This is a genomic window from Stappia sp. P2PMeth1 (assembly GCF_900185735.1).
Lineage (GTDB): Bacteria > Pseudomonadota > Alphaproteobacteria > Rhizobiales > Stappiaceae > Stappia.
This window is the reverse complement of record NZ_FYAW01000005.1, coordinates 96,419-117,384: the sequence shown is the minus strand read 5'-3', so window position 1 is coordinate 117,384 and position 20,966 is coordinate 96,419. Positions and strand designations below refer to the sequence as shown.

Sequence of the window (20,966 nt, the reverse complement as noted above, 5' to 3'; positions counted from 1 at the left end):
AGGCTTGACCGAAGCGGGAAAGGGGAGCGGGCCTGCCGCTCTCCCAGAACCCCTCGCGGATCAGGCCATCGTCACTCGGCCGCGTCGACCTTGATCACGCCGCGGCGGATCTGATCCTCCTCGATCGACTCGAACAGGGCACGGAAGTTGCCCTCGCCGAAGCCCTCGTCGCCCTTGCGCTGGATAAACTCGAAGAAGATCGGCCCGATGACGGTCTTGGAGAAGATCTGCAGCAGGATCTTGGTCATGCCGCCGTTCACCACGCCTTCACCGTCGATCAGGATGCCGTGCTTTTTCATCCGTTCGATCGGCTCGTCATGACCGTGCACACGGTCGCGCGACATCTCGTAATAGGTGTCGGGCGGGCCGGGCATGAATTTGAGGCCGTTGTCCGACAGGCGGTCGGTGGCATCGTAGATATCGTCCGTGCCGACCGCGATGTGCTGGATGCCCTCGCCCTTGTACTTGCGCAGGTACTCGGCGATCTGGCTGGTCTCGTCCTTCGATTCGTTGAGCGGGATGCGGATCTTGCCGCAGGGCGAGGTGATCGCGCGGCTGACAAGGCCGGTGATGCGGCCGTCGATGTCGAAGAAGTGGATCTGCTTGAAGCCGAACAGGTCGCGGTAGAAGTCCCACCACTTGTCCATGTTGCCGCGATAGACATTGTGGGTCAGGTGGTCGAGATAGTAGAAGCCGACCCCCGCCGGGCGCGGATCGCGCGCGCCCAGCCACTCGAACTCGTCGTCATAGGCCGAGCCCTTGGCGCCATAGGTCTCGACGAAATAGAGCAGCGAGCCGCCGATGCCGACGATGGCCGGGACATTGAGCGCCTTGTCGTCGCCGAGATAGGGCGTCGCGCCCTTGCTCACCGCATGCTCGAACGCATGACGGGCGTCGACCACGCGCCAGGCCATCGAGGGGGCGCAGGGGCCGTGCTCCTCGACGAAGCGCATCGCGTGCGAGCCGGGTTCGGCGTTCAGCACATAGGTGATGTCGCCCTGACGGTAGAGGGTGATCGCCTTGCTCTTGTGCCGGGCCACGGGCATGTAGCCCATGCGGCGGAACAGGGCGTCGAGCTTGTCCGGCTCGGGATGGGAAAATTCGACGAACTCGAAGCCGTCCGTGCCGGCCGGGTTGTTTTCGTCGATCCGGGCGGGCGGAGCGTCGTGCGGAAACGGTCCCATGTTGTCCTCCTCTGGAACACGGTCTTGCAAGCTTCGCACAGTATGCGGCCGGATTGATGCAAGGTGCGTGCATTTTGGGTGGCATATGATCTATCTATGCATGAAACATGCATGATAGCGATGGAGGTTGCACAGGTTGACGGATCTGGACTCTTTCGACATTCGCCTGCTCGCAAGCCTGCAGGACGATGCATCGGTCACCAACCAGCAACTGGGCGAGCGGATCGGCCTGTCGGCCTCGCAGGTCTCCCGGCGGCGGCAGAGGCTGGAAGAGGCGGGCGTCATCCGCCGCTACCGGGCCGATGTCGACGCGGCCGCGGTCGGCTTCAGCGTCGTTGCCTTCGTCGGCGTCGCACTCAATGCGCACAGCCGGCAGAACGCCCGCCGCTTTCGCGACCTGGTACGAGCTCTGCCGGAGGTCCAGGAGGCGCATGTGCTGACGGGCGACATGGACTACATGTTGAAGGTCGTGGTGGCGGATCTGGCCGCCCTCTCGCGTTTCATCAATGACGAGCTGCTGCCGCATGACGCGGTGCGCAATGTCCGCTCGTCCATCGCCATGGAGACTTTGAAGGACGACAATCGCCTGCCTTTCGCGTGACGGGCGAACTCCGCCGCTTGCGGCCGGCTCGGCGCCTTCCCATCTGCAGACAGGGCACGGCGATCCGCACGAAACTGCCCGAAGAGACCCGCTGACCGAGGAGTGAAGGCGACCATGTTCGATGCGCGCAAACTGCTGGAGGAGTTTCTGGGGCCGACGGCCGGAACTTCGGGAGGCGGGCAAGGCGGCGGCGGGCCGGACGACCTTCTTCGGCGCGGCCAGGAGTATCTGCGGTCCAACTCGGGCAGCCTTGCCCGCGGGGCACTGGCCGGCGGCCTCGCGGGGCTTCTGCTCGGTACCAAGGGCGGTCGCAAGCTCGGCAAGTCGGCGCTGACCTATGGCGGCATGGCCCTGGTGGCGGGCCTCGCCTACAAGGCCTATCGCGACTATCGGGGAGAAGGCGCGACGCCGGCGCCGGTGCTGCCGCCGCCGGACGAGTCTCCGTTCTCGCCGACCAATCAGCCCGGCGGGGAGCAGGACTTCGCCCTGGTTCTGCTGACGGCGATGATCGCGGCCGCGAAAGCGGACGGGCATATCGATGCGGAGGAGCAGCGCAGGATCTTCGACAAGCTGGATACGCTGGCCCTCGACAGCGAGGCCAAGGCCTTCGTGATGGACGAGTTGCGGGCGCCGCTCGACATCGAGCGGGTGGTCAGGGGTGCGAGGAGCCCGGAGGCCGCGCTGGAGATCTATGCCGCTTCGCGGCTTGCCATCGATCCGGATCATCCGGCGGAGCGTGCCTATCTGCAGATGCTTGCCGCTCGCCTCGGACTGGAGCCTGGCCTTGCCGAAGAGGTCGACAGGGCCGTTGCGGAGGTGAACGGCGCGTCCTGACACGGCCGGCGTCTTCTTCTCTCCCGGGTGGGTGTTCCCGCCTTGCCTTCGCTTGCGGCAGCGGGCATCGTTCCGCTCCACGGGGCTAGGCAGGGAGGAACCATGCGCGACCTGGGGGAATGGGACTACGTGGTCGTCGGCGCGGGGTCGGCCGGATGTGTGCTGGCAAACCGCCTTTCGGCCGATCCGCAGGTCAAGGTCCTGCTGCTGGAGGCCGGCGGCAAGGACGATTACGTCTGGATCCACATTCCCGTCGGCTATCTCTACTGCATGGGCAATCCCCGGACCGACTGGGGCTTCAAGACCGCGCCGGAGCCCGGCCTCAACGGCCGTTCGCTCGCCTATCCGCGCGGCCGCGTGCTCGGCGGCTGCTCGGCAATCAACGGCATGATCTACATGCGCGGCCAGGCGCGCGACTATGACGGATGGCGCCAGATGGGGCTGGAGGGCTGGGGCTGGGACGATGTCCTGCCGCTGTTCCGGCGTGCCGAGGACCATTATCAACTGTCCGACGACATGCATGGCCGGGGCGGCGAATGCCGGGTCGAGGAGCAGCGCCTGTCCTGGGCGATTCTCGATGCGGTGCGCGATGCCTGCGAGGAAGTCGGCATTCCGAAGATCGACGACTTCAACCGCGGCGATAATTTCGGCTCCTCCTACTTTCAGGTGACGCAGCGCGGCGGTATCCGCTGGACGGCGGCAAAGGGATTTCTCAAGCCCGTGGCCGACCGGCAGAACCTGCGGATCGTCACGGGCGCGCAGGTGACCAGGCTGGTGACCTCCGACGGGCGGGTGAGCGGTGTCGAGCTCACTGTCGACGGCACTCCGGCGCATGCCCGCGTTGCGGGCGAGCTGGTGCTGTCGGCCGGGGCCATCGGGTCACCGCAGATCCTCGAACTCTCCGGCATCGGCGATCCGGACGTGCTTGCCCGCCAGGGCATCGATGTGATCGCCGAAAGCCGTCAGGTGGGCAACAACCTGCAAGATCATCTGCAGATCCGCACGATCTTCAAGGTCAGCGGGGCGGTCACGCTGAACCAGCTCGCCTCCAGCCTGTTCGGCAAGGCGAGGATCGCGATGCAATACGCGCTGTCGCGTTCCGGGCCGATGTCGATGGCCCCGTCGCAGCTCGGCGTGTTTGCCCGTTCCGATCCGTCTTTCGAGACTGCGAACATCGAGTATCACGTGCAGCCGCTGTCGCTGGACAGGTTCGGTGAGCCGCTGCACCCCTTCCCGGCGATCACCTTGAGCGTGTGCAATCTGCGCCCCGAAAGCCGGGGCAGCGTGCATGTCGCAAGCCGGGATCCGCTGGCACATCCCGAGATCCGCCCGAACTACCTGTCCACGGCCGGCGATCGCAAGGTTGCTGCCGACAGCATCCGGCTGACGCGGCGTATCATGGCGACGGATGCCATGGCCCGGTTCTCGCCTGTCGAGCATCTGCCGGGTCCGCTGGTGCGCAGCGACGAGGACCTGGCGCGGGCGGCGGGCGATATCGGCACGACGATCTTCCATCCGGTCGGCACCTGCCGGATGGGCGCGGATGAGGCGTCGGTCGTCGATGGGCGGTTGCGGTTGCGGGCCGTTGCCGGCGTTCGCGTTGCCGATGCCTCCGTCATGCCGGCGATCACCTCGGGCAACACGGCGGTGCCGACGATGATGATCGCCGAGAAGGCGGCGGAGATGATCCGCGCGGACCGGCGCGCCTGAGCCTCGACGTTCTGGCCTGTTGCCCCGCGTCCGTGGAGGGGGCGGTGTCGATGGTTCGCTTGCGCTGCAGGAGCAGAGCCGAGTCTCAAACGCAAAGACCCCGGCGATGCCCTATCGCCGGGGTCTTTTGCGCGGGGGCGAGATCTGCTCTCGCCCCGTGTGCGGCTGCTTCAGACGATGCTGCCAAGCTTCATGGCGACGCCCATGTCGCCGGCAACCTTGATCTTGCCGGTCATGAAGGCGGTGGTCGGATTGAGGTTGCCGGCAAGCAGCTCGGCGAGATTGGCCTGCGAGATCGAGATCGTGCAATCGGCGTCCTTGTCCTCGTTGGAGACGCTCGCCCCCTCCACATAAATCACCCCGGCATCGCCGCAGTTGAACTTCACGCTGTCGGAAATGCCGCCGCCGGCCACCTTGCCGCGAATGGTCTGCGTCAGTTCGTCCATCGTCATGCTGTATCCTCCTGTCGACGGTTCGTCCGGTGCCTGCACACAAGCATGACGCTTACGTAATCGTCAAGATGTAACGAGAGACTGGAACCTCTCCGCTGCCGCCGAGCGGTCTGATCGTTCAGTGATTGTCGCGCGGCAGCCCCTTGGTGGCGGCGATGTCACGATAGTTGACGGCCGGCTTCAGGACCATGCCCCTGTCGAACTGGTCGACGATGCCGCGCTGAATCTCCTGCCAGGGGGTCTGGTGCTCGGGAAAGGCAAAGCCGCCAGATGCGGCAAGCTCCGCCCGTCGCCGCTCCAGTTCCGTCTCGTCGATGAGGATATCGGCGGTGCATTTGCGCAGGTCGATGCGCACGCGGTCGCCGGTTTTCAGCAACGCGAGGCCGCCGCCGGCCGCCGCTTCCGGCGAGGCATTGAGGATCGAGGCCGAACCGGAGGTGCCCGATTGCCGCCCGTCGCCGATGCAGGGCATCGCGTGGATGCCGCGCTTGATGAGGGCTGCGGGCGGCTGCATGTTCACCACCTCGGCGCCGCCCGGATAGCCGATCGGGCCGGTGCCGCGGATGAACAGCAGGCAATGCTCGTCGATCTGAAGATCCGGATCGTCGATGCGGCGGTGATAGTCCTCGGGTCCCTCGAAGACGATCGCCCGCCCCTCGAAGGCGTCGGGATCGTCGGGATTGGAGAGATAGCGGTCGCGGAACTCCTTCGAGATCACGCTGGTCTTCATGATCGCGCTGTCGAAGAGGTTGCCCTTCAGGTTCAGGAAGCCCGCCTTGTCGACCAGCGGATCGCTTACCGGCCGGATGACCCGCGTATCGAGGTTCTCCGCCTCACGGCAGTTGTCGCCGAGGCTCTTGCCGTTGACGGTCAGCGCCTGCGGGTGTGGCAGGCGGTTCGCCTTCATCAACTCGCCGATGACCGCCGGCACGCCGCCGGCATGGTGATAATCCTCGCCGAGATACTCGCCGGCCGGCTGCATGTTGACGATCAGCGGAACGTCGTGGCCGAGCCGCTGCCAGTCGTCATTGTCGAGCGGCACGCCGAGATGCCGGGCAATGGCGTTCAGGTGGATCGGCGCGTTGGTCGAACCGCCGATGGCCGAGTTGACGACGATGGCGTTCTCGAAGGCTTCGCGGGTCATGATGTCGGCGGGCTTCAGGTCCTCCCAGACCATGTCGACGATCCTGAGGCCCGTCTGGTAGGCGAGTTGTGCGCGCTCGCGATAGGTGGCGGGAATGGCCGCCCCGCCGGGAAGCTGCATGCCGAGGGCCTCGGCCAGCGAGTTCATCGTCGTCGCCGTGCCCATCGTGTTGCAGTAGCCGACGGAGGGGGCCGAGGAGGCGACGAGGTCCATGAAGCCGGCATAGTCGATCTCGCCGGCCGCCAGCATCTCTCGCGCTTTCCAGACGATGGTGCCGGAGCCGGTCCGCTCGCCCCGGTGCCAGCCATTGAGCATCGGCCCGACCGACAGCGCGATGGCCGGAATGTTGACGGTCGCCGCCGCCATCAGGCAGGCGGGGGTGGTCTTGTCGCAGCCAATGGTCAGCACCACGCCGTCGATCGGATAGCCGTAGAGCAGTTCGACGAGGCCGAGATAGGCGAGGTTGCGGTCGAGCGAGGCGGTCGGCCGCTTGCCGGTCTCCTGGATCGGGTGCACCGGAAACTCGAAACAGATGCCGCCGGCCTCGCGGATGCCTTCGCGCACCCGCTTGGCCAGTTCGATGTGGTGGCGGTTGCAGGGCGACAGGTCGGATCCCGTCTGGGCAATTCCGATGATCGGCTTGCCGGACTGCAATTCCTCCCGCGTCAGCCCGTAGTTCAGGTAGCGCTCGATATAGAGCGCCGTCATGCCCGGATCGTCCGGATTGTCGAACCAGGCGCGGGAACGAAGGGTCTTGGGATCTCTGGTTCTCATGCCGGTCTCCGGTGGCGTGTGGCTACCTATTTGTAATACAATAATCGCCGGATCAATGCCGAGCCCGATGTTTTCAGCCGTCTTTTGCCCGCCAGCGGCGCAACAGCGCGGCATTGGTCACCACCGAGACCGAGGACAGGGCCATCGCCGCACCGGCCAGCGCCGGCGTGAGCAGGCCGAACGCCGCCAGCGGAATGCCGACGACATTGTAGATGAAGGCCCAGAACAGGTTCTGGCGGATCTTGCGGACCGTGGCACGCGAGATGTCGATGGCGTCGGCGACGAGATCCGGGCGGGCGCGCATCAAGGTGACGCCGGCGGTTTCCATCGCCACTTCCGTGCCGCTGCCCATGGCGATGCCGACGCTGGCTGCGGCAAGGGCGGGGGCGTCGTTGACACCGTCGCCGACCATGGCGACGGTGCGGCCCTTGCCCGTCAGTTCGGCGACCGTCTCGGCCTTGCCTTCGGGAGCCACGCCGGCAATGACCCGGGCGATGCCGGCTTCCGCCGCGACCGCTTTTGCAACGGCTTCCGTGTCGCCGGTGAGCATCACCGTTTCGATCTTCATGTCGGCGAGCCGGCGCAGCGCGGTCGGCGTCTCGGCACGCAGGGTGTCGGCCATGGCGATCACGCCGACCGCCCGGCCGGCAATGGCAATGCCGGCGCAGGTCTTTCCCTGGGCCTCGAACTCCCGGAAAATCTGCTGCACGAGGAAGGTGTCGACCGCGTGAGTCTCGAGCAGCCGGCGATTGCCGATGAGGACCTGTTCGCCGGCAATGTCTGCGACGATTCCCTGGCCCGCGATGGCGCGGAACTGTCCGGGACGCGCAAGCTGGTGGCCGCGCTCGCGGGCGGCCGCGACGATGGCCCCGGCCAAAGGATGCTCGCTCGGCAACTGGGCGCTGGCGGCGATCAGCAGCAGTCGATCCGGATTGCCGTCGAAGGGGCGAATGTCGGTGACGGCCGGAGTGCCGCGGGTCAGGGTTCCGGTCTTGTCGAAGACGACGGTGTCGACGGAGTGCGCGGTCTCCAGAGCCTCGATGTCGCGGATCAGGATGCCGGCGCGGGCCGCCGCCCCGGTGCCGGCGACCAGCGCCGTCGGCGTGGCAAGGCCGAGCGCGCAGGGGCATGCGATCACAAGAACCGCCACGGTGGCGCCGATGGTTGCGTCAAGCCCCGCGCCCGAGACCCACCAGGCGGCGAAGGTTGCGAGCGCCACGACGACGACGATCGGCACGAACACCGCCGACACCTGGTCCACCAGCTTCTGGACGGGGGCCTTGGAGCTCTGCGCGTTCTCGACGAGGCGAATGATCGCCGCGAGTTTGCTGTCGCCGGCGACGGCGGTCACTTCCACGGTGAGCCCGCCGGACCCGTTGATCGTGCCGCCGATCACCTGGTCGCCGGGCGTCTTCGCCACCGGCAGGCTTTCACCGGTCAGCAACGCCTCGTCCACCTCGCTTGCTCCCTCGCGGACTGTCCCGTCGACAGGCACGCGCTCGCCCGGACGCACGAGGATGGTGTCGCCGGGAAACAGGCTCTCGACGGCAACGGTTTCGATGTCCTGGCCGGAAATAAGATGGGCGACCTGGGGCTTCAGCTCGCTCAAGGCGCGGATGGCGGCAGTGGTCGTGCGCTTGGCGCGCATTTCCAGCAGCTTGCCGAACAGGATCAGCGTCAGGATGACCGCCGAGGCCTCGAAATAGAGATGGCCGGGTTCCTGCGGCCAGGCCAGCACGGTCAGGATCAGGCTGTAGCCATAGGCGGCGGTGGTTCCCAGAACGACGAGGACGTCCATATTCGCACCGCCGCCGGCAAGGGCTTTCCACGCCCCGACATAGAAGCGGCGGCCGACAAGGACCTGCACGAAACCGGCCAGGATCGCCTGAGCCCAGGCCGGCGGCATCAGCATCATGCCGAAGGGTGCTGCCGCCATCGAGGCGACCATGGGGGCGGACATCAGCGCGGAGAAGACCAGAAGCAGCAGGGTGCGCCGTTCGTCGCGGCGGGTGCGGGCGTCGGTCTCGTCCTGCCGGCGCTTCTCGTCCTGCCAGCCGGTCGAGCGCTCGCTGGCTGAATAGCCCGTCGCTTCGATGGCGGAGACGATGTCACCGGTGGACACGCTGCCATCCGTCTCGATCACCGCGGTTTCGAGCGGCAGGTTGACCGAGGCGCGCAGGATGCCGGGCTTGCGCCGCAGCACCTTCTCGACGCGGGCGGAGCAGGCGGCGCAGGTCATGCCGCCGATGTCGAGATGGACAAGGGCACGGGTGTCGGTCGCTGGCGCGGCGGCCATCGGGGCGATGTCGGGGGCGGCCTGGGTCATCCGCGTGTCTCCGTTGCGGGCGCCCGACCGCTGGGAGGGCGGCGGCGCCGATGATCTCGACACCGGGTATAGGCCTTCCGGTCGCTGGAAGGTCAAGGGGGCGTCAGGTGCGCCCTTCCTCGACCGCATGGCATGCCACGCCGGTACTGCCGATCTCCCGCAACAGCGGCAGATCCCGCTTGCAGCGGTCATTGGCCAAAGGGCAGCGGGGATGGAAGGCGCAGCCGCTCGGCGGATTGATCGGGTTGGGAATCTCGCCTTCCACCGGGCGCCGGGGCGTGCCCGTCATCTCCAGGTCCGGGATCGCGGCCAGCAGCATCCGGGTGTAGGGGTGGCGCGGATTGCGGAAGAGCTCCCGGCTCTCCGCCACCTCGACCAGGCGGCCGAGATACATGACGCCGATGCGCCTGGCCATGTGGCGGACGACGGCGAGATCGTGACTGATGAACAGGTAGGTCAGTCCGAACTCGTCCTGCAGGTCGCGCATCAGGTTGAGGATCTGCGCCTGCACGGAGACGTCCAGCGCCGAGGTCGGCTCGTCGCAGACGAGGAACTCCGGCTTCGAGGCGAGCGCGCGGGCGATACAGATGCGCTGGCGTTGCCCGCCGGAAAACTCGTGCGGATACTTGGCGCCGTCGCGCGGATGCAGGCGCACCAGCTCGAGAAGTTCGCCGACGCGGGCCGCAATCGCGTCCTCGGAGCTTTCCAGGCGGAAGGCGCGGATCGGCTCGGCGATGATCCGGTCGACGCGCCAGCGCGGGTTGAGGCTGGCATAGGGGTCCTGGAAGATCATCTGGATGCGCCGCCGCAACTCGCGCATCTCCTGCCCCGCCTGGTGGCGGGACCGCATGTCGACGCCGTCGATGCGGATCTCGCCGGCGCTCGCCTCCAGAAGGCCCACCACCATCTTCGCGACCGTCGACTTGCCCGATCCGGATTCGCCGACGAGCGCGAATGTCTCGCCCTTGGAGATGGAGAAGGAGATATCCTGCGCGGCTTTCAGAAAGGCCCTGGGCGAGCGCTCCAGCACCCGGTTCAGCCAGGGCTTGGAGACATCGAAGGTGCGCGACAGGGAGCGGACCTCGACGACGGGACCCGTGTCCGCCACGGCGGGCTGCGCGGCTGTGCTCATCGGCTTGCCTCTTCGCTCTCGAGCAGTTTCCAGCAGGCGGCCTGGCTTTCGCCGGCCGGAATGAGGTCAGGCCGCTCCACCCGGCAGCGGTCCATGGTCAGCGCGCAGCGCGGGTTGAAGGCGCAGCCGGTGGGAATGGAATCGAGCCGCGGCATCGAACCTGGGATCTGCGTCAGCCGGTCGTGATCGCCGGTGAGCGAGGGAATCGCGCCCATCAGGCCGATCGTGTACGGGTGGCTCGGCGACTTGATGACGTCCCTGACCGGCCCGATCTCGGCAATGCGGCCGGAATACATCACCGCCACCCGGTCGGCGGTCTCGGCGATGACGCCCATGTCGTGGGTGATCAGCATCACCGCCGTGCCGTGATCGCGGCAGACGCGCTGCAACAGGCGGATGATCTGCGACTGCACCGACACGTCGAGCGCGGTGGTCGGCTCGTCCGCGATCACCAGTTCCGGCTCGGCGCACAGGGCAAGGGCGATCACGACGCGCTGGCGCATGCCGCCGGAGAACTGGTGCGGATAGGCGGACAGGCGCTGTCCGGCCGCCGGGATTCCGACTTCCTCCAGCAGCGCCACTGCCCGGTCCCGCGCCTGCCGCTCGGAGACCGGCAGATGCGTCATGATCGTCTCGATGATCTGGTCGCCGATGGTGAAGAGCGGATTGAGGCTGGTCAGCGGGTCCTGGAACACCATGCCGATGCGCTTGCCGCGCAGCTTTCGCATCGCCGCCGGCGGCAGATTGTCGATACGCTCGCCCTTCAGGCGGATCTCGCCGCCGGCGATGCGGCCAGGCGGCTCGAGCAGGCCGATCACCGCGGTTCCGGTGAGCGACTTGCCCGCGCCGGATTCGCCGACGACGCCCAGCACCTCGCCTTCGCGCAGGTCGAAGGAGATGCCGTCGATCGCCGTCAGCACGCCGCGGCGGGACGGGAATTCGACCCTGAGGTCTTTCACGGAAAGGAGGGGTTGTCCGGTCATGATCCGCCGTCTTCGTCCGTGTTGATGTCAGCGCAGCTTCGGGTTCAAGGCATCGCGCAACCAGTCGCCGAGCAGGTTCACCGCCAGCACCAGGATGGCGAGCGCGCAGCCGGGGAACATGGCGATCCACCATTCGCCCGAGAACAGGAAATCGTTGCCAATGCGCACCAGCGTCCCCAGCGAGGGCTGGGTGGGCGGAATGCCGACGCCGAGGAAAGACAGCGTCGCCTCGGTAATGACGGCAAGACCCAGGTTGATCGTCGCGATCACCAGCACCGGCCCGATGACGTTGGGCAGCACGTGGCGGATCATGATCAGGAAGGGCGGGATGCCGATCAGCCTTGCGGCCTGGACGTATTCCCTGTTGCGCTCCACCAGCGTCGAGCCGCGCACGGTGCGGGCGAACTGCACCCAGAAGGACAGCGCGATCGAAAAGACCAGGATCCAGAAGGCATAGCGTTCCCGGTCGAGATTGCCGACGAGGGCGCGGGCGACGCCGTCGACCAGCAGGGCGATCAGGATGGCGGGGAAGGTGAGCTGGACCTCGGCGATGCGCATGATGATGGCATCGACCTTGCCGCCGACATAGCCGGCGATCAGGCCGAGCAACACGCCGACGACGGCGGCGAAGAATACCGACAGGAAACCGACGGCGAGCGAGATGCGGGCACCGTAGAGGATACCGGAAAAGACGTCGCGGCCCTGGTCGTCGGTGCCGAGCAGATAGCTCGGATCATGATACTCCATGCCGATCGGCGGCAGCCGCGCATCGAGGATCGAGATGGTGGCAAGGTCGAAGGGATTGTGCGGAGCAAGCCAGGGAGCGAAGGCGGCACCGATGATGAAAAGAAGCGTGATGAACGCCGACAGCACGGTCACCTTCGACCGCCAGAAGGAGTGGAAGATGTCGCTGTCGAGGACGCGGGCGATCCGGCCGGGAGCGGCCGGCTCTTGCCTGTCAGGCGTCTTGTCGGTGACGGTGGTCATCGTCGCCTCCTAATGGGCTGCACGCTCGACCCGCAGGCGCGGGTCGACGCGGAAATAGAGCAGATCGACGATCAGGTTGATGGTCACGAACAGGAAGGCGATCAGCATGAGGTAGGCCGCCATGATCGGGATATCGACATTCTGCACCGCCTGCAGGAACAGCAGGCCCATGCCCGGCCACTGGAACACCGTCTCGGTGATGATGGCGAAGGCGATGATCGAGCCGAGCTGCAGGCCGGTGATGGTAATCACCGGAACCAGCGTGTTCTTCAGCGCATGGCGGAAATTGATGCTGCGCTCCCGCAGGCCGCGTGCCCGGGCGAACTTGATGTAGTCCGTGCGGATCACCTCGAGCATTTCGGAACGGACGAGCCGCATGATCAGCGTCATCTGGAACAGGCCAAGGGTGATGGCCGGCAGGATCAGCGCCTTGATGCCGCTCCAGGTCAGAAGGCCGGTCGACCACCAGCCCAGTTGCACGACCCCGCCGCGCCCGAAACTCGGCAGCCATTGCAGGGTGACCGCGAAGACGAAGATCAGCAGGATGCCGATGAAGAAGGTCGGCAGCGAGATGCCGATCAGCGAGATCGACAGGAACAGCTTGGACAGCCAACTGTCGCGATGCAGGCCGGTATAGACGCCCATCGGGATGCCGACGAGCAGGGCAAGGACCGCTGAGACGAAGGACAGCTCCAGGGTCGCCGGCAGGCGGCGCCCGATCAGTTCGGCCACCGGCTGGCGAAACTGGTAGGAGGTGCCGAAATCGAACCGGGCGGCCTTGGTGATGAAGCGGCCGAACTGAACGAGGACCGGGTCGTTGAGGCCGAGACGCTCCCGCAGCGCCTCGCGCTGCTCGGGTGTCGTCTCGACGCCGACCATCTGGTTGACAGGGTCGCCGACGAAGCGGAACAGGGTGAACGAGATCAGGGCCACGACAAGCATGACCAAGACGGCCTGCAGGAGGCGGCGGATGGTGAAGGCGAGCATGGGGCCTCTGCGTCAGGTGCCTCGGCCTTTGGCCGTCGGTTCCGGTTTGGCTACGGCGATGGACCCGGTCAGCCGGGCCGATCCCGTGCGCCATCGGTCGGGTTTACCGAAAAAGCTGCAGCCCGGAACAAGGGTCCGGGCTGCAGGACTGGCGGAGGCCGATGCTACTTCTTCACGACCCAGCGGTAGTGGAACTGATCGTCCGCGCGCTGTACGACGTCCACATTCTCGGCAACACCCCAGGCCAGGGCCTGCTGGTGCAGCGGGATGTGGGACACATCCTCGTGGACGATCGTATAGGCCTGGGCGATCAGCTCGTCGCGCGTGGTCGGGTCGTTCTCGACCAGGATCTGGGCCGACAACTCGTCCACCTTCGGATTGCAGTATCCGCCAAGGTTGAAGGGACCACCCTTGCCCTTGTCGTCGCGGCAACCGGTGATGTTGGTCAGCACGTTCCAACTGTCGAAGGAGCCGGGCGTCCAGCCGAGCAGGTAGAACGAGGTATCATAGCCGCCGGAGGCGAGCACCTTGGCGAAATACTGTGCCTTCGGCTGGGCGTTCAGCTCGACCTTGATGCCGACGCGGGCGAGGAAGGAGGCAACCGCCTGGCAGATCGCCTCATCGTTGACGTAGCGGTCGTTCGGGCAGTCCATGCCGACGGAGAAGCCGTCCGCATAGCCGGCCTCGGCAAGCAGGGCCTTGGAGGCTTCCGGGTCATAGGGATGGCGCGTGAACTCGCTCGCGCGCGAGTACTGGAACGGCGAGATGAGCAGGGCCGACGGGGTCGACAGGCCGCGCATGACCTTGTCGCGGATCGCGTCCATGTCGATGGCCTGGTAGAAGGCCTTGCGCACCCGCACGTCCTGGAACGGGTTCTTGCCCTTCACGCTGGAATAGAGCAGCTCGTCGCGCTTCTGGTCGAAGCCGAGGAAGATCGTGCGCAGTTCCGGCCCGGTCAGCGCCTTGGTCTGCGGGCTGTCCTCGACGCGCTTGATGTCCTGCACCGGGATCGGGAACACCATGTCGAGCTCGCCGGACAGGAGAGCCGCAACGCGGGTCGCGTCGGATCCGATCGGCGTGAACTCGACCTTCTCGATGTTGCCGGCGACCTTGTCCCACCAGTCTTCGTTCTTCTCGAAGGTGGTTCTCACGCCCGGCTCGTGGCTGACCAGCTTGTAGGAACCGGTGCCGTTGGCGTGCAGCGAGGCATGGTTCGGGGTCGTGTCGGAGGCCGAGGTGACCTTGGTCGCGTTGTTCTCCTCGGTCCACTCCTTGTCCATGATGTACCAGGTGTCCCATTCGTAGTGGAGAATGGGATTCGGCCCGGTCAGCACGAAGTCGACGGTGTGGTCGTCGACCTTCTCGACCTTCACGTCGGCGCCGATGCGGGTGGTGAGGTCGGAGCCTTCCGAGCGCACGCGCTCGGCGGAGAAGACCACGTCGTCGGCCGTGAAGTCATTGCCGTTGTGGAACTTGACGCCCTTGCGCAGATAGAAGCGCCAGCGGGTCGGTTCGAGAACCTCCCAGCGCTCGGCGAGAGCCGGTTCGATGGTGAGGTCGGGCGCCCGCCGGGTCAGTCCCTCGTAGACATTGCCGAGCGTGCCGAGCGTGAATGTCTCGTTCAGCGAGTAGGGATCGAGCTGGTTCAAGGTGCCCTGGAAGGCATAGCGGAGTGTCTCCGCCGACGCGGCCGTCCCCATCAGCGATGCGATGAGCGCTGCCGTCGCGAGTGTCGTTTTGATGCGCATGGTCCCCTCATGACTTTGTCGTTTTGTCGGATGCCCCGTTTATCGGATGCCCTGTCTGTGGACCGGTGCATCCGGTCCTATCCGACAGACCGCGTTGATGCGGTTCACAAGCCTGCATCTAAGCAATGTCGAAAGCGACAGTCCAGCACGCGCTGGGCGCGAAAGAGAGGAATTGCGGAAGTCGCGACGGAAGCACCATCCCGAGCCCGCGCCATTCCTTGTGCAAGGCTTGCCGCGCACCCCTTGCACAAGCATCGGGCGCCTGTGGATGACCTGAACGTTCGCAGGCAGCCCTGTCCAGGTTGCCCTAACGGCACATGTCGGCGATGAGCCGCGACACGAATCCGTCCGCTGCGACGATCTCCGCCGTCTCGATGTATTCGTCGGGCTGATGGGCCTGGTCGATCGAACCGGGACCGCAGACGACCGCGGAAATGCCGCGTTCCTGAAACTGTCCGGCCTCGGTGCCATAGACCACCATGTGCCGGCCGTTATCGCCGGTAAGCCGGCGGGCAAGCGCTTCGGCCGGCCCGTCCTGCTCCTCGCTGAGGGCGGGAGCGTAGGCGAGCTTCTCGACGATCACCCCCGTGTCGGCGTGGACGGCGCGCATGCCCGGCTCGACCTCGGTGCGGATGAAGGTCTCCAGCCGTTCGAGCCAGGCTTCCAGCGTGTCTCCGGGGACAGTGCGGATGTCGCAGAAGAAGGAGCAGGAGCGCGAGACGATATTGGCTGCCGTGCCGCCCTCGATCACGCCGCAATGCAGGGTCGTGAAAGGCGGGTCCATGGCAAGGGCCGGATCGGCGGCCCGCTGATTCTCGCGGGTGCGGTCATCGAGCCAGGAGATGATGCGGGCGGCATTGGCGATGGCCGAGACGCCGCGGTCCCACTGGCTGGAGTGAACCGAGTGGCCGCGCACGGTCACACGGATGACCGCTGTTCCCTTATGCGCGGTGATAACGCGCATGTTGCTGGGTTCGCCGACCACGACCATCGACGGCTTGGGGCCGGAGCGCAGCATCGAATCGATCATCGGAGGTGCGCCGATGCAGCCCACTTCCTCGTCGTAGGACAGGGCGATGTGGATGGGACGGGTCAACGGTGCGGCGACCATCTGCGGCACGGCTGCCAGTGCCACGGCGGCGAAGCCCTTCATGTCGCAGGTGCCGCGGCCATAGAGTCGGCCATCGGCCTCGCGCAGGACGAACGGGTCGCTGCTCCAGGCCTGTCCTTCGACAGGTACGACGTCGGTGTGGGCGGACAGCGCCACGCCCCCGTCCTTGTGCGGGCCGATCACGGCGTGCAGCGCGGCCTTGGTGCCGGTGGCGTCGGGCACGCGCCGCGCGGCGATGCCGTGCTCCGCCAGATAGGTTTCGACGAAATCGATGAGATCGAGATTGCTGTTGGAGGAGACTGTCGGAAAGGCAACGAGACGGGCAAGCATTTCCTGGGAAGAATACTGTCGCGACATGGGGGAGACCTGATTCAGGCGGGAGGGGAGCTGTGTCCGGTCAGAGTATCGACCAGGCAGGCCGGCGGGTCGAGAGCGAAAACGTCGAGCGGTTCGCGCCGCCCCCTGACCGCGATCTCGGTTTTCCCGGCAATGTTGCAGGTGTAGCCGGCGGCCTCCAGCACGGCGCTCGAGACGACGAGGCTGTGTCCCAGTTCTTTCGTCGCCGTCTCCAGCCGGCTTGCGATGTTGACGACGTCGCCAAGCGCGGTGATCCGGGCGCTGGCACCGTTGCCGCTTACCGCGCCGATGCGCCCCAGGATCACCGCGCCGGCATGCAGGCCCATCCCGACCCTGAGCGGCGCGTTCAGTTGCGGGCCCAGTTCGACGTTGAGGCGCTCCATGGTTTCGGCGATGGCGTTTGTCGCTGCGAGCGCGTTGCGACAGCCGGCCTGCAGCCCGTCCTTCATGCCGAAGATCGCCATGACACCGTCGCCGATGAACTTGTCGACATAGCCGCCGCAGGCTTCGACCGCCTTGGCGGTCTCGCCGAGATAACGGTTGAGGAGGAAGACGACGTCGTAGGAAAGCCGGTGCTCGGCAAGGCCGGTGAAATTCCGCAGGTCGACGAACAGGATCGCCGCCGGCTGTTCGACGCCCCAGTGATAGGCATCGCCGTCCGATCCGGCGACGCGTGCTGCGCCGCTTGCCGGTACCAGGGGCTGAACCTTGAGGGGCGCTTGCGGCCGAACCTGGCACGCAAGGCGAATGTCCTCGCCTGCGCTGATGCGGGCGAGCACCTTCGCTTCGGTCGCGGACGGGGCGGGCAACGTGTCGAGGCCGTCGAGAATGCGGGTCCGGCAGGTCGAGCAGCGGGCGCGGCCACCGCAGACATCGGCATGGGGGATGCCGTTCATCTTGCTGATTTCCAGCAGGGTCGGACCGGGGGCGACCCTCACCAGCCGGTCGCCCGGATAGGTGATCTCGATGGTCTTGCGCGGGCGGCGCAGCAGCGCGCGAACCGCAATGGCGACGAGGGCCATCGCGACCAGTGCATAGAAGCCGTTGCGCAGCGCGGCGATCAGCGGATCCGACCAGACGGCCATCTCCGGCGTCAGAGGAAAGGGCGGGTTTTCTGTCAGGCGAAGACGTCGGGCCGCGTCGATCCAGCCCCAGGAGGCGAGAACGGGGACGAGCAGGGCGACGGCGAACAGGACGGGCTTGAATGGACCGTAGCCCGGCTTCGGGCGCAGCCAGAAATGCAGACCGATCATGCCGTGCAGCCAGACCAGCAGCATCAGCAGGGTCTGGTTGAAGACGAGGCCGGGCCACAGGACGCTGAGCACGTTGCGGTAGCTGTCCTCATAGCCGAATCGGTGGGCCAGACCGGCGGTGCCGATGGCATGGGGAATGAGCAGGAAGGGGATCGCCAGTCCCAGCAGCAATTGCGCCCATTGCCAGGGCGGCAGGCGCAGGCTCCGCCGGCGGGCGGTCTTCCACAGGGCGAGGGCGACATGCACAAGAAGGGCGGAGAGCAGCAGGATTTCGCCGGGCGGGCTGCGCCAGAGGGCTATGAAAACCAGTCGTCCGGCCTCCATCGCCTCGAGCGACCAGATGCCGAGCATGTGATTGAGAAAGTGGCTGAACGCGAAGGCGAGCAGAACAAGGCCGCTGGCCAGCCGCAGCCCCTGCCGGATTCCCTGCCCGTCCGCGGATGCGGGCGTCTTTCTCTGTGCCATCCAAGCCGCCGTCCGCTCGTCCCGCATCTTGCGGGAAGGTCACGTCTCAGGGAGCCCGGCCTTGACGCTGCAAGTGCCGGTCGCCCATCCTGCGGCGACCCTTGGCGATCTCTCGCCAACCCCTCCTGTCAGGAACCCTGACCATGGCCGCCATGCTCTACGGTATAGCCAATTGCGACACGGTGAAGAAGGCTCGCCGGTTTCTCGACGAGAACGGCCTTGCCTACACCTTTCACGACTACAAGAAGGCCGGTATCGACGAAGGCCTGTTGCGGTCGTTCTTCCAGGCCTTCGGACGGGAAGCGGTGGTCAACACGCGCGGAACCACCTGGCGCAAGCTGCCCGACGAGACGAAAGCTCGAGCCGCCGGCGACGCCGGAGCGCTCGCCGTGCTGCTGGACCATCCGTCCGCGATCAAGCGGCCGATCTATCACGATGGCGACCGCTGGCTGATCGGCTTCGATCCCGCGTCCTGGTCGACGCTGCGCTGAAGTTCGCCTCAGGCTTCGCCATCCGGCGTCCACAGCCGGCCGAGATCGAAGGCGTGCATGTCTTTCAGCAATTCGACGAAACCGCGCGCGGCATGGTCGAGCGAGGCCTCGCCCTTGGCGGCCGTGGCGGCTGAAGCGTTTCCGACCGTTCCGGCCGGGTTGAGGTCCTGCGCCTTCCAGCCGAACTGGGCCGGCCCATGGCCGCGCAGGTGCTTGAACTCGCGCAGGAAGTCGAGCTGGGTCGAGCGGAAGTCTTCTGCCTTGCGCATATGCACCAGATCCGGGCGCAGATAGAGCATCAGCGATGTCTCGATATCGCCGCCATGGATGCCATAGGTGAACTCCTCGTCCGGGAAGACACCGTGCGGCTGGCCGAAGCGCGACCAGCCGGTCGCGGTGACCAGCATGTCGTGCTTCACCCGGAGTTCGCGCGCGACGATGTCGATCAGCGGCACGTTGCCGCCATGCGAGGTGACGAGGACCAACTTGCGCACGCCGGCGCGGAACACGCTTTCGCCGATCTCGACCCAGGCACGGGTCGCCGTCTCCCAGGACAGCGTCAGCGTGCCCGGCGAGGAGATGTGCTCGTTGGACTTGCCGATGGCCTGAACGGGGAGGAACGTCGCCGGCACGTCGCGCGGCAGCAGTTCCAGCACGCGCGAGATCTGGCCTTCGGCAATGCAGGTGTCGGTGAAGACCGGCAGGTGCGGGCCGTGCTGCTCGATCGCCGCCACGGGCAGCACCGCGATCCACGACGAAGTGTCGGCATTGGCGAAGTCGAAGGCGGTCATCTCGTGCCAGAAGCGGCGGGGCAGGTCGGTCATGTCGTGCAGCTCTCGTTGGCGTGGCGGTCCTTGCCGCATGGAAGGGCCGAAGGCGGGGAGACCGGTCGCATCGCCCGGCCTCCTGTCATGTGGGCCCTGCGGGCCGGTCGTCAAAGCGCTTCGAGGAAGCGTTTCGCCGCGGCGCCGTGCTCGGCGCGCAGGCGTTCGATATCGATATGGACGGGACGGCCGTCGACCACCTTCCAGTCGCCGGCGACCATCACCCGGCTCGCCGTATGGGCGCCGCACAGAATCAGCGCGGCGAGCGGATCGCCGGCGCCGGAAAAACGCAACTCGTCCAGCCGGTAGAAGGCAAGATCGGCCTGCTTGCCGACGGCAATGGCACCGAGGTCCTTGCGCCCGAGGCAGCGGGCCGAGCCTTCGGTCGCCCAGCGATAGGTGTCGAAATGGGTCACCGACGCCGCGTCATAGGTCAGCCGGTTGATCATCAAGGCGTGGCGCAGGCTTTCCATCAGGTTGGAATTGTCGTTGGAGGCCGAGCCGTCGACGCCGAGGCCGACCGGGCAGCCGGCGGCTTCCAGCTCCTTCGTCCGGCACTGGCCGGAGGCCAGCGTCATGTTGGAGGTCGGGCAGTGGCACACGCCGACGCAGGCATGGCCGAGGCGCCGCACCTCGTCGTCGTTGAAATGGATGCCATGCGCCAGCCAGACGCGCTCGTTGAGCCAGCCGCATTCCTCCAGATAGTCGACGGGCCGGCACTGGAAGTGGTGCAGGCAGTAATCGTCTTCGTCGATGGTCTCGCCGAGATGCGTGTGCAGGCGGCAGTCGAAGCGCTCGGCCAGCGTCACGCTCTCACGCATCAGCCGCTTGGTGACGGTGAAGGGCGCGCAAGGGGCAAGCGCCACCTGGATCATCGCGCCCTCGGACGTGTCGTGATAGCGCGACAGGACCCGTTCGCAGTCGGCAAGGATGGTGTCCTCGTCCTGCACGACCGTGTCGGGCGGCAGGCCGCCGTCCTTCTGGCTGAGGTTCATCGAGCCGCGCGTCACCGTCATGCGGATGCCGAGACGGGTGGCCTCCTCCACCTGGATGTCCATGGCGTTCTCGAGGCCGGCCGGGAAGAGATAGTGATGGTCTGAGGCGGCGGTGCAGCCCGACATCAGCAGCTCGGTCAGGGCAAGGCGGGTGCCGAGCCGGAAGGTCTCCGGCGTGACGTTCCTGGCCCAGATCGGGTAGAGCGCCTGGAGCCAGGGGAACAGTTCCTTGTTGATGGCGCTGGGATGGGCGCGCGTCAGCGTCTGGAAGAAGTGGTGATGGGTGTTGATCAGCCCGGGAATGACCACTTCTGACGAGGCGTCATGGGTCTCGTCCACCGGGCTTGACGGCTCCCTGCCGGCCGGTACGAGTTCGGTGATCCGGCCGCTTTCCACCACGATGCCGCGGGCGGCGTTGTCGGCAAGGATGGCGAGCGGGTCCTTGATCCACATGCGCATGAATGTGCGTCCTGTTGTCGGGTCGACCTGCAGGCTTGGATAGCGGCCCGAAGCCGCCCGAGTTCCGCACAGGGAAAGGGTTGCGTGATTGGCGCCGGCCGAGAGTACCGTCCGGCGCAATTGCAAGCCTAGCAGAGGCGGCGAAGAGC

The 20,966-nt window shown here is 66.4% G+C and carries 17 protein-coding genes; 4 read left to right on the top strand and 13 right to left on the bottom strand.

The genetic code is table 11. The annotated features are described in order from the left end of the window. Positions 1 to 71: 71 nt before the first annotated feature. On the bottom strand, positions 72 to 1,184 hold the full coding sequence (hppD, locus tag P2PM1_RS01465) for a 4-hydroxyphenylpyruvate dioxygenase (RefSeq protein ID WP_186397904.1): 1,113 nt from the start codon (positions 1,182 to 1,184) through the stop codon (positions 72 to 74). 136 nt (positions 1,185 to 1,320) lie between these two features. On the opposite strand from hppD, the gene P2PM1_RS01460 reads away from it, so the two are divergent. The 3 genes from P2PM1_RS01460 (at position 1,321) to P2PM1_RS01450 (ending at position 4,329) form a co-directional block, all read left to right on the top strand. After that, positions 1,321 to 1,785, top strand: a complete 465-nt coding sequence (locus P2PM1_RS01460) for an Lrp/AsnC family transcriptional regulator (RefSeq protein ID WP_186390272.1) — start codon at positions 1,321 to 1,323, stop codon at positions 1,783 to 1,785. 114 nt (positions 1,786 to 1,899) lie between these two features. Then, positions 1,900 to 2,619: a tellurite resistance TerB family protein gene (locus P2PM1_RS01455; protein WP_186397903.1), complete on the top strand. Its 720-nt coding sequence runs from the start codon at positions 1,900 to 1,902 to the stop codon at positions 2,617 to 2,619. A gap of 102 nt (positions 2,620 to 2,721) precedes the next feature. Beyond that, on the top strand, positions 2,722 to 4,329 hold the full coding sequence (locus tag P2PM1_RS01450) for a GMC family oxidoreductase (protein ID WP_186397902.1): 1,608 nt from the start codon (positions 2,722 to 2,724) through the stop codon (positions 4,327 to 4,329). A 170-nt stretch (positions 4,330 to 4,499) separates the two neighbouring features. On the opposite strand, the gene P2PM1_RS01445 is transcribed toward P2PM1_RS01450, so the two are convergent. From P2PM1_RS01445 to P2PM1_RS01400, 10 genes are all read right to left on the bottom strand, one after another. Further along, complete coding sequence (locus tag P2PM1_RS01445) at positions 4,500 to 4,781, bottom strand: SCP2 sterol-binding domain-containing protein (RefSeq protein WP_186390275.1); 282 nt, start codon at positions 4,779 to 4,781, stop codon at positions 4,500 to 4,502. Positions 4,782 to 4,899: 118 nt separating this feature from the next. Continuing rightward, complete coding sequence (locus P2PM1_RS01440; protein WP_186397901.1) at positions 4,900 to 6,699, bottom strand: IlvD/Edd family dehydratase; 1,800 nt, start codon at positions 6,697 to 6,699, stop codon at positions 4,900 to 4,902. A gap of 73 nt (positions 6,700 to 6,772) precedes the next feature. Continuing rightward, positions 6,773 to 9,025, bottom strand: a complete 2,253-nt coding sequence (locus P2PM1_RS01435; protein ID WP_208985158.1) for a cation-translocating P-type ATPase — start codon at positions 9,023 to 9,025, stop codon at positions 6,773 to 6,775. A gap of 103 nt (positions 9,026 to 9,128) precedes the next feature. Beyond that, positions 9,129 to 10,157: an ABC transporter ATP-binding protein gene (locus P2PM1_RS01430; RefSeq protein WP_186390277.1), complete on the bottom strand. Its 1,029-nt coding sequence runs from the start codon at positions 10,155 to 10,157 to the stop codon at positions 9,129 to 9,131. Further along, complete coding sequence (locus tag P2PM1_RS01425; protein ID WP_186390278.1) at positions 10,154 to 11,140, bottom strand: ABC transporter ATP-binding protein; 987 nt, start codon at positions 11,138 to 11,140, stop codon at positions 10,154 to 10,156. Before P2PM1_RS01425 ends, P2PM1_RS01430 begins: the two co-directional genes overlap by 4 nt. A 27-nt stretch (positions 11,141 to 11,167) precedes the next feature. Beyond that, complete coding sequence (locus P2PM1_RS01420; RefSeq protein WP_186397900.1) at positions 11,168 to 12,127, bottom strand: ABC transporter permease; 960 nt, start codon at positions 12,125 to 12,127, stop codon at positions 11,168 to 11,170. A 9-nt stretch (positions 12,128 to 12,136) separates the two neighbouring features. After that, complete coding sequence (locus P2PM1_RS01415) at positions 12,137 to 13,114, bottom strand: ABC transporter permease (protein WP_186390280.1); 978 nt, start codon at positions 13,112 to 13,114, stop codon at positions 12,137 to 12,139. A 164-nt stretch (positions 13,115 to 13,278) separates the two neighbouring features. Beyond that, complete coding sequence (locus tag P2PM1_RS01410) at positions 13,279 to 14,862, bottom strand: ABC transporter substrate-binding protein (RefSeq protein ID WP_186390281.1); 1,584 nt, start codon at positions 14,860 to 14,862, stop codon at positions 13,279 to 13,281. Between the two features lie 307 nt (positions 14,863 to 15,169). Continuing rightward, the gene (gene argE, locus P2PM1_RS01405; RefSeq protein ID WP_186397899.1) at positions 15,170 to 16,330 is read right to left on the bottom strand and encodes an acetylornithine deacetylase; all 1,161 of its coding nucleotides are present in this window, start codon (positions 16,328 to 16,330) and stop codon (positions 15,170 to 15,172) included. Positions 16,331 to 16,344: 14 nt separating this feature from the next. After that, positions 16,345 to 18,048 carry an adenylate/guanylate cyclase domain-containing protein gene (locus P2PM1_RS01400; protein ID WP_208985157.1) on the bottom strand — a complete coding sequence of 568 codons (1,704 nt, stop codon included), beginning with the start codon at positions 18,046 to 18,048 and terminating at the stop codon, positions 16,345 to 16,347. A gap of 143 nt (positions 18,049 to 18,191) precedes the next feature. On the opposite strand from P2PM1_RS01400, the gene P2PM1_RS01395 reads away from it, so the two are divergent. Beyond that, entirely contained in the window at positions 18,192 to 18,539 is a 348-nt protein-coding gene (locus tag P2PM1_RS01395) for an ArsC family reductase (protein ID WP_208985156.1), read from the top strand. 8 nt (positions 18,540 to 18,547) lie between these two features. Here the strand turns inward: P2PM1_RS01395 and P2PM1_RS01390 are convergent, their stop codons facing one another. Together P2PM1_RS01390 and P2PM1_RS01385 are read right to left on the bottom strand one after the other, a co-directional pair. Continuing rightward, positions 18,548 to 19,363, bottom strand: a complete 816-nt coding sequence (locus P2PM1_RS01390) for a creatininase family protein (RefSeq protein ID WP_186390283.1) — start codon at positions 19,361 to 19,363, stop codon at positions 18,548 to 18,550. A gap of 110 nt (positions 19,364 to 19,473) precedes the next feature. Continuing rightward, positions 19,474 to 20,817: an 8-oxoguanine deaminase gene (locus tag P2PM1_RS01385; RefSeq protein ID WP_186397898.1), complete on the bottom strand. Its 1,344-nt coding sequence runs from the start codon at positions 20,815 to 20,817 to the stop codon at positions 19,474 to 19,476. Between the last annotated feature and the right edge of the window lie 149 nt (positions 20,818 to 20,966).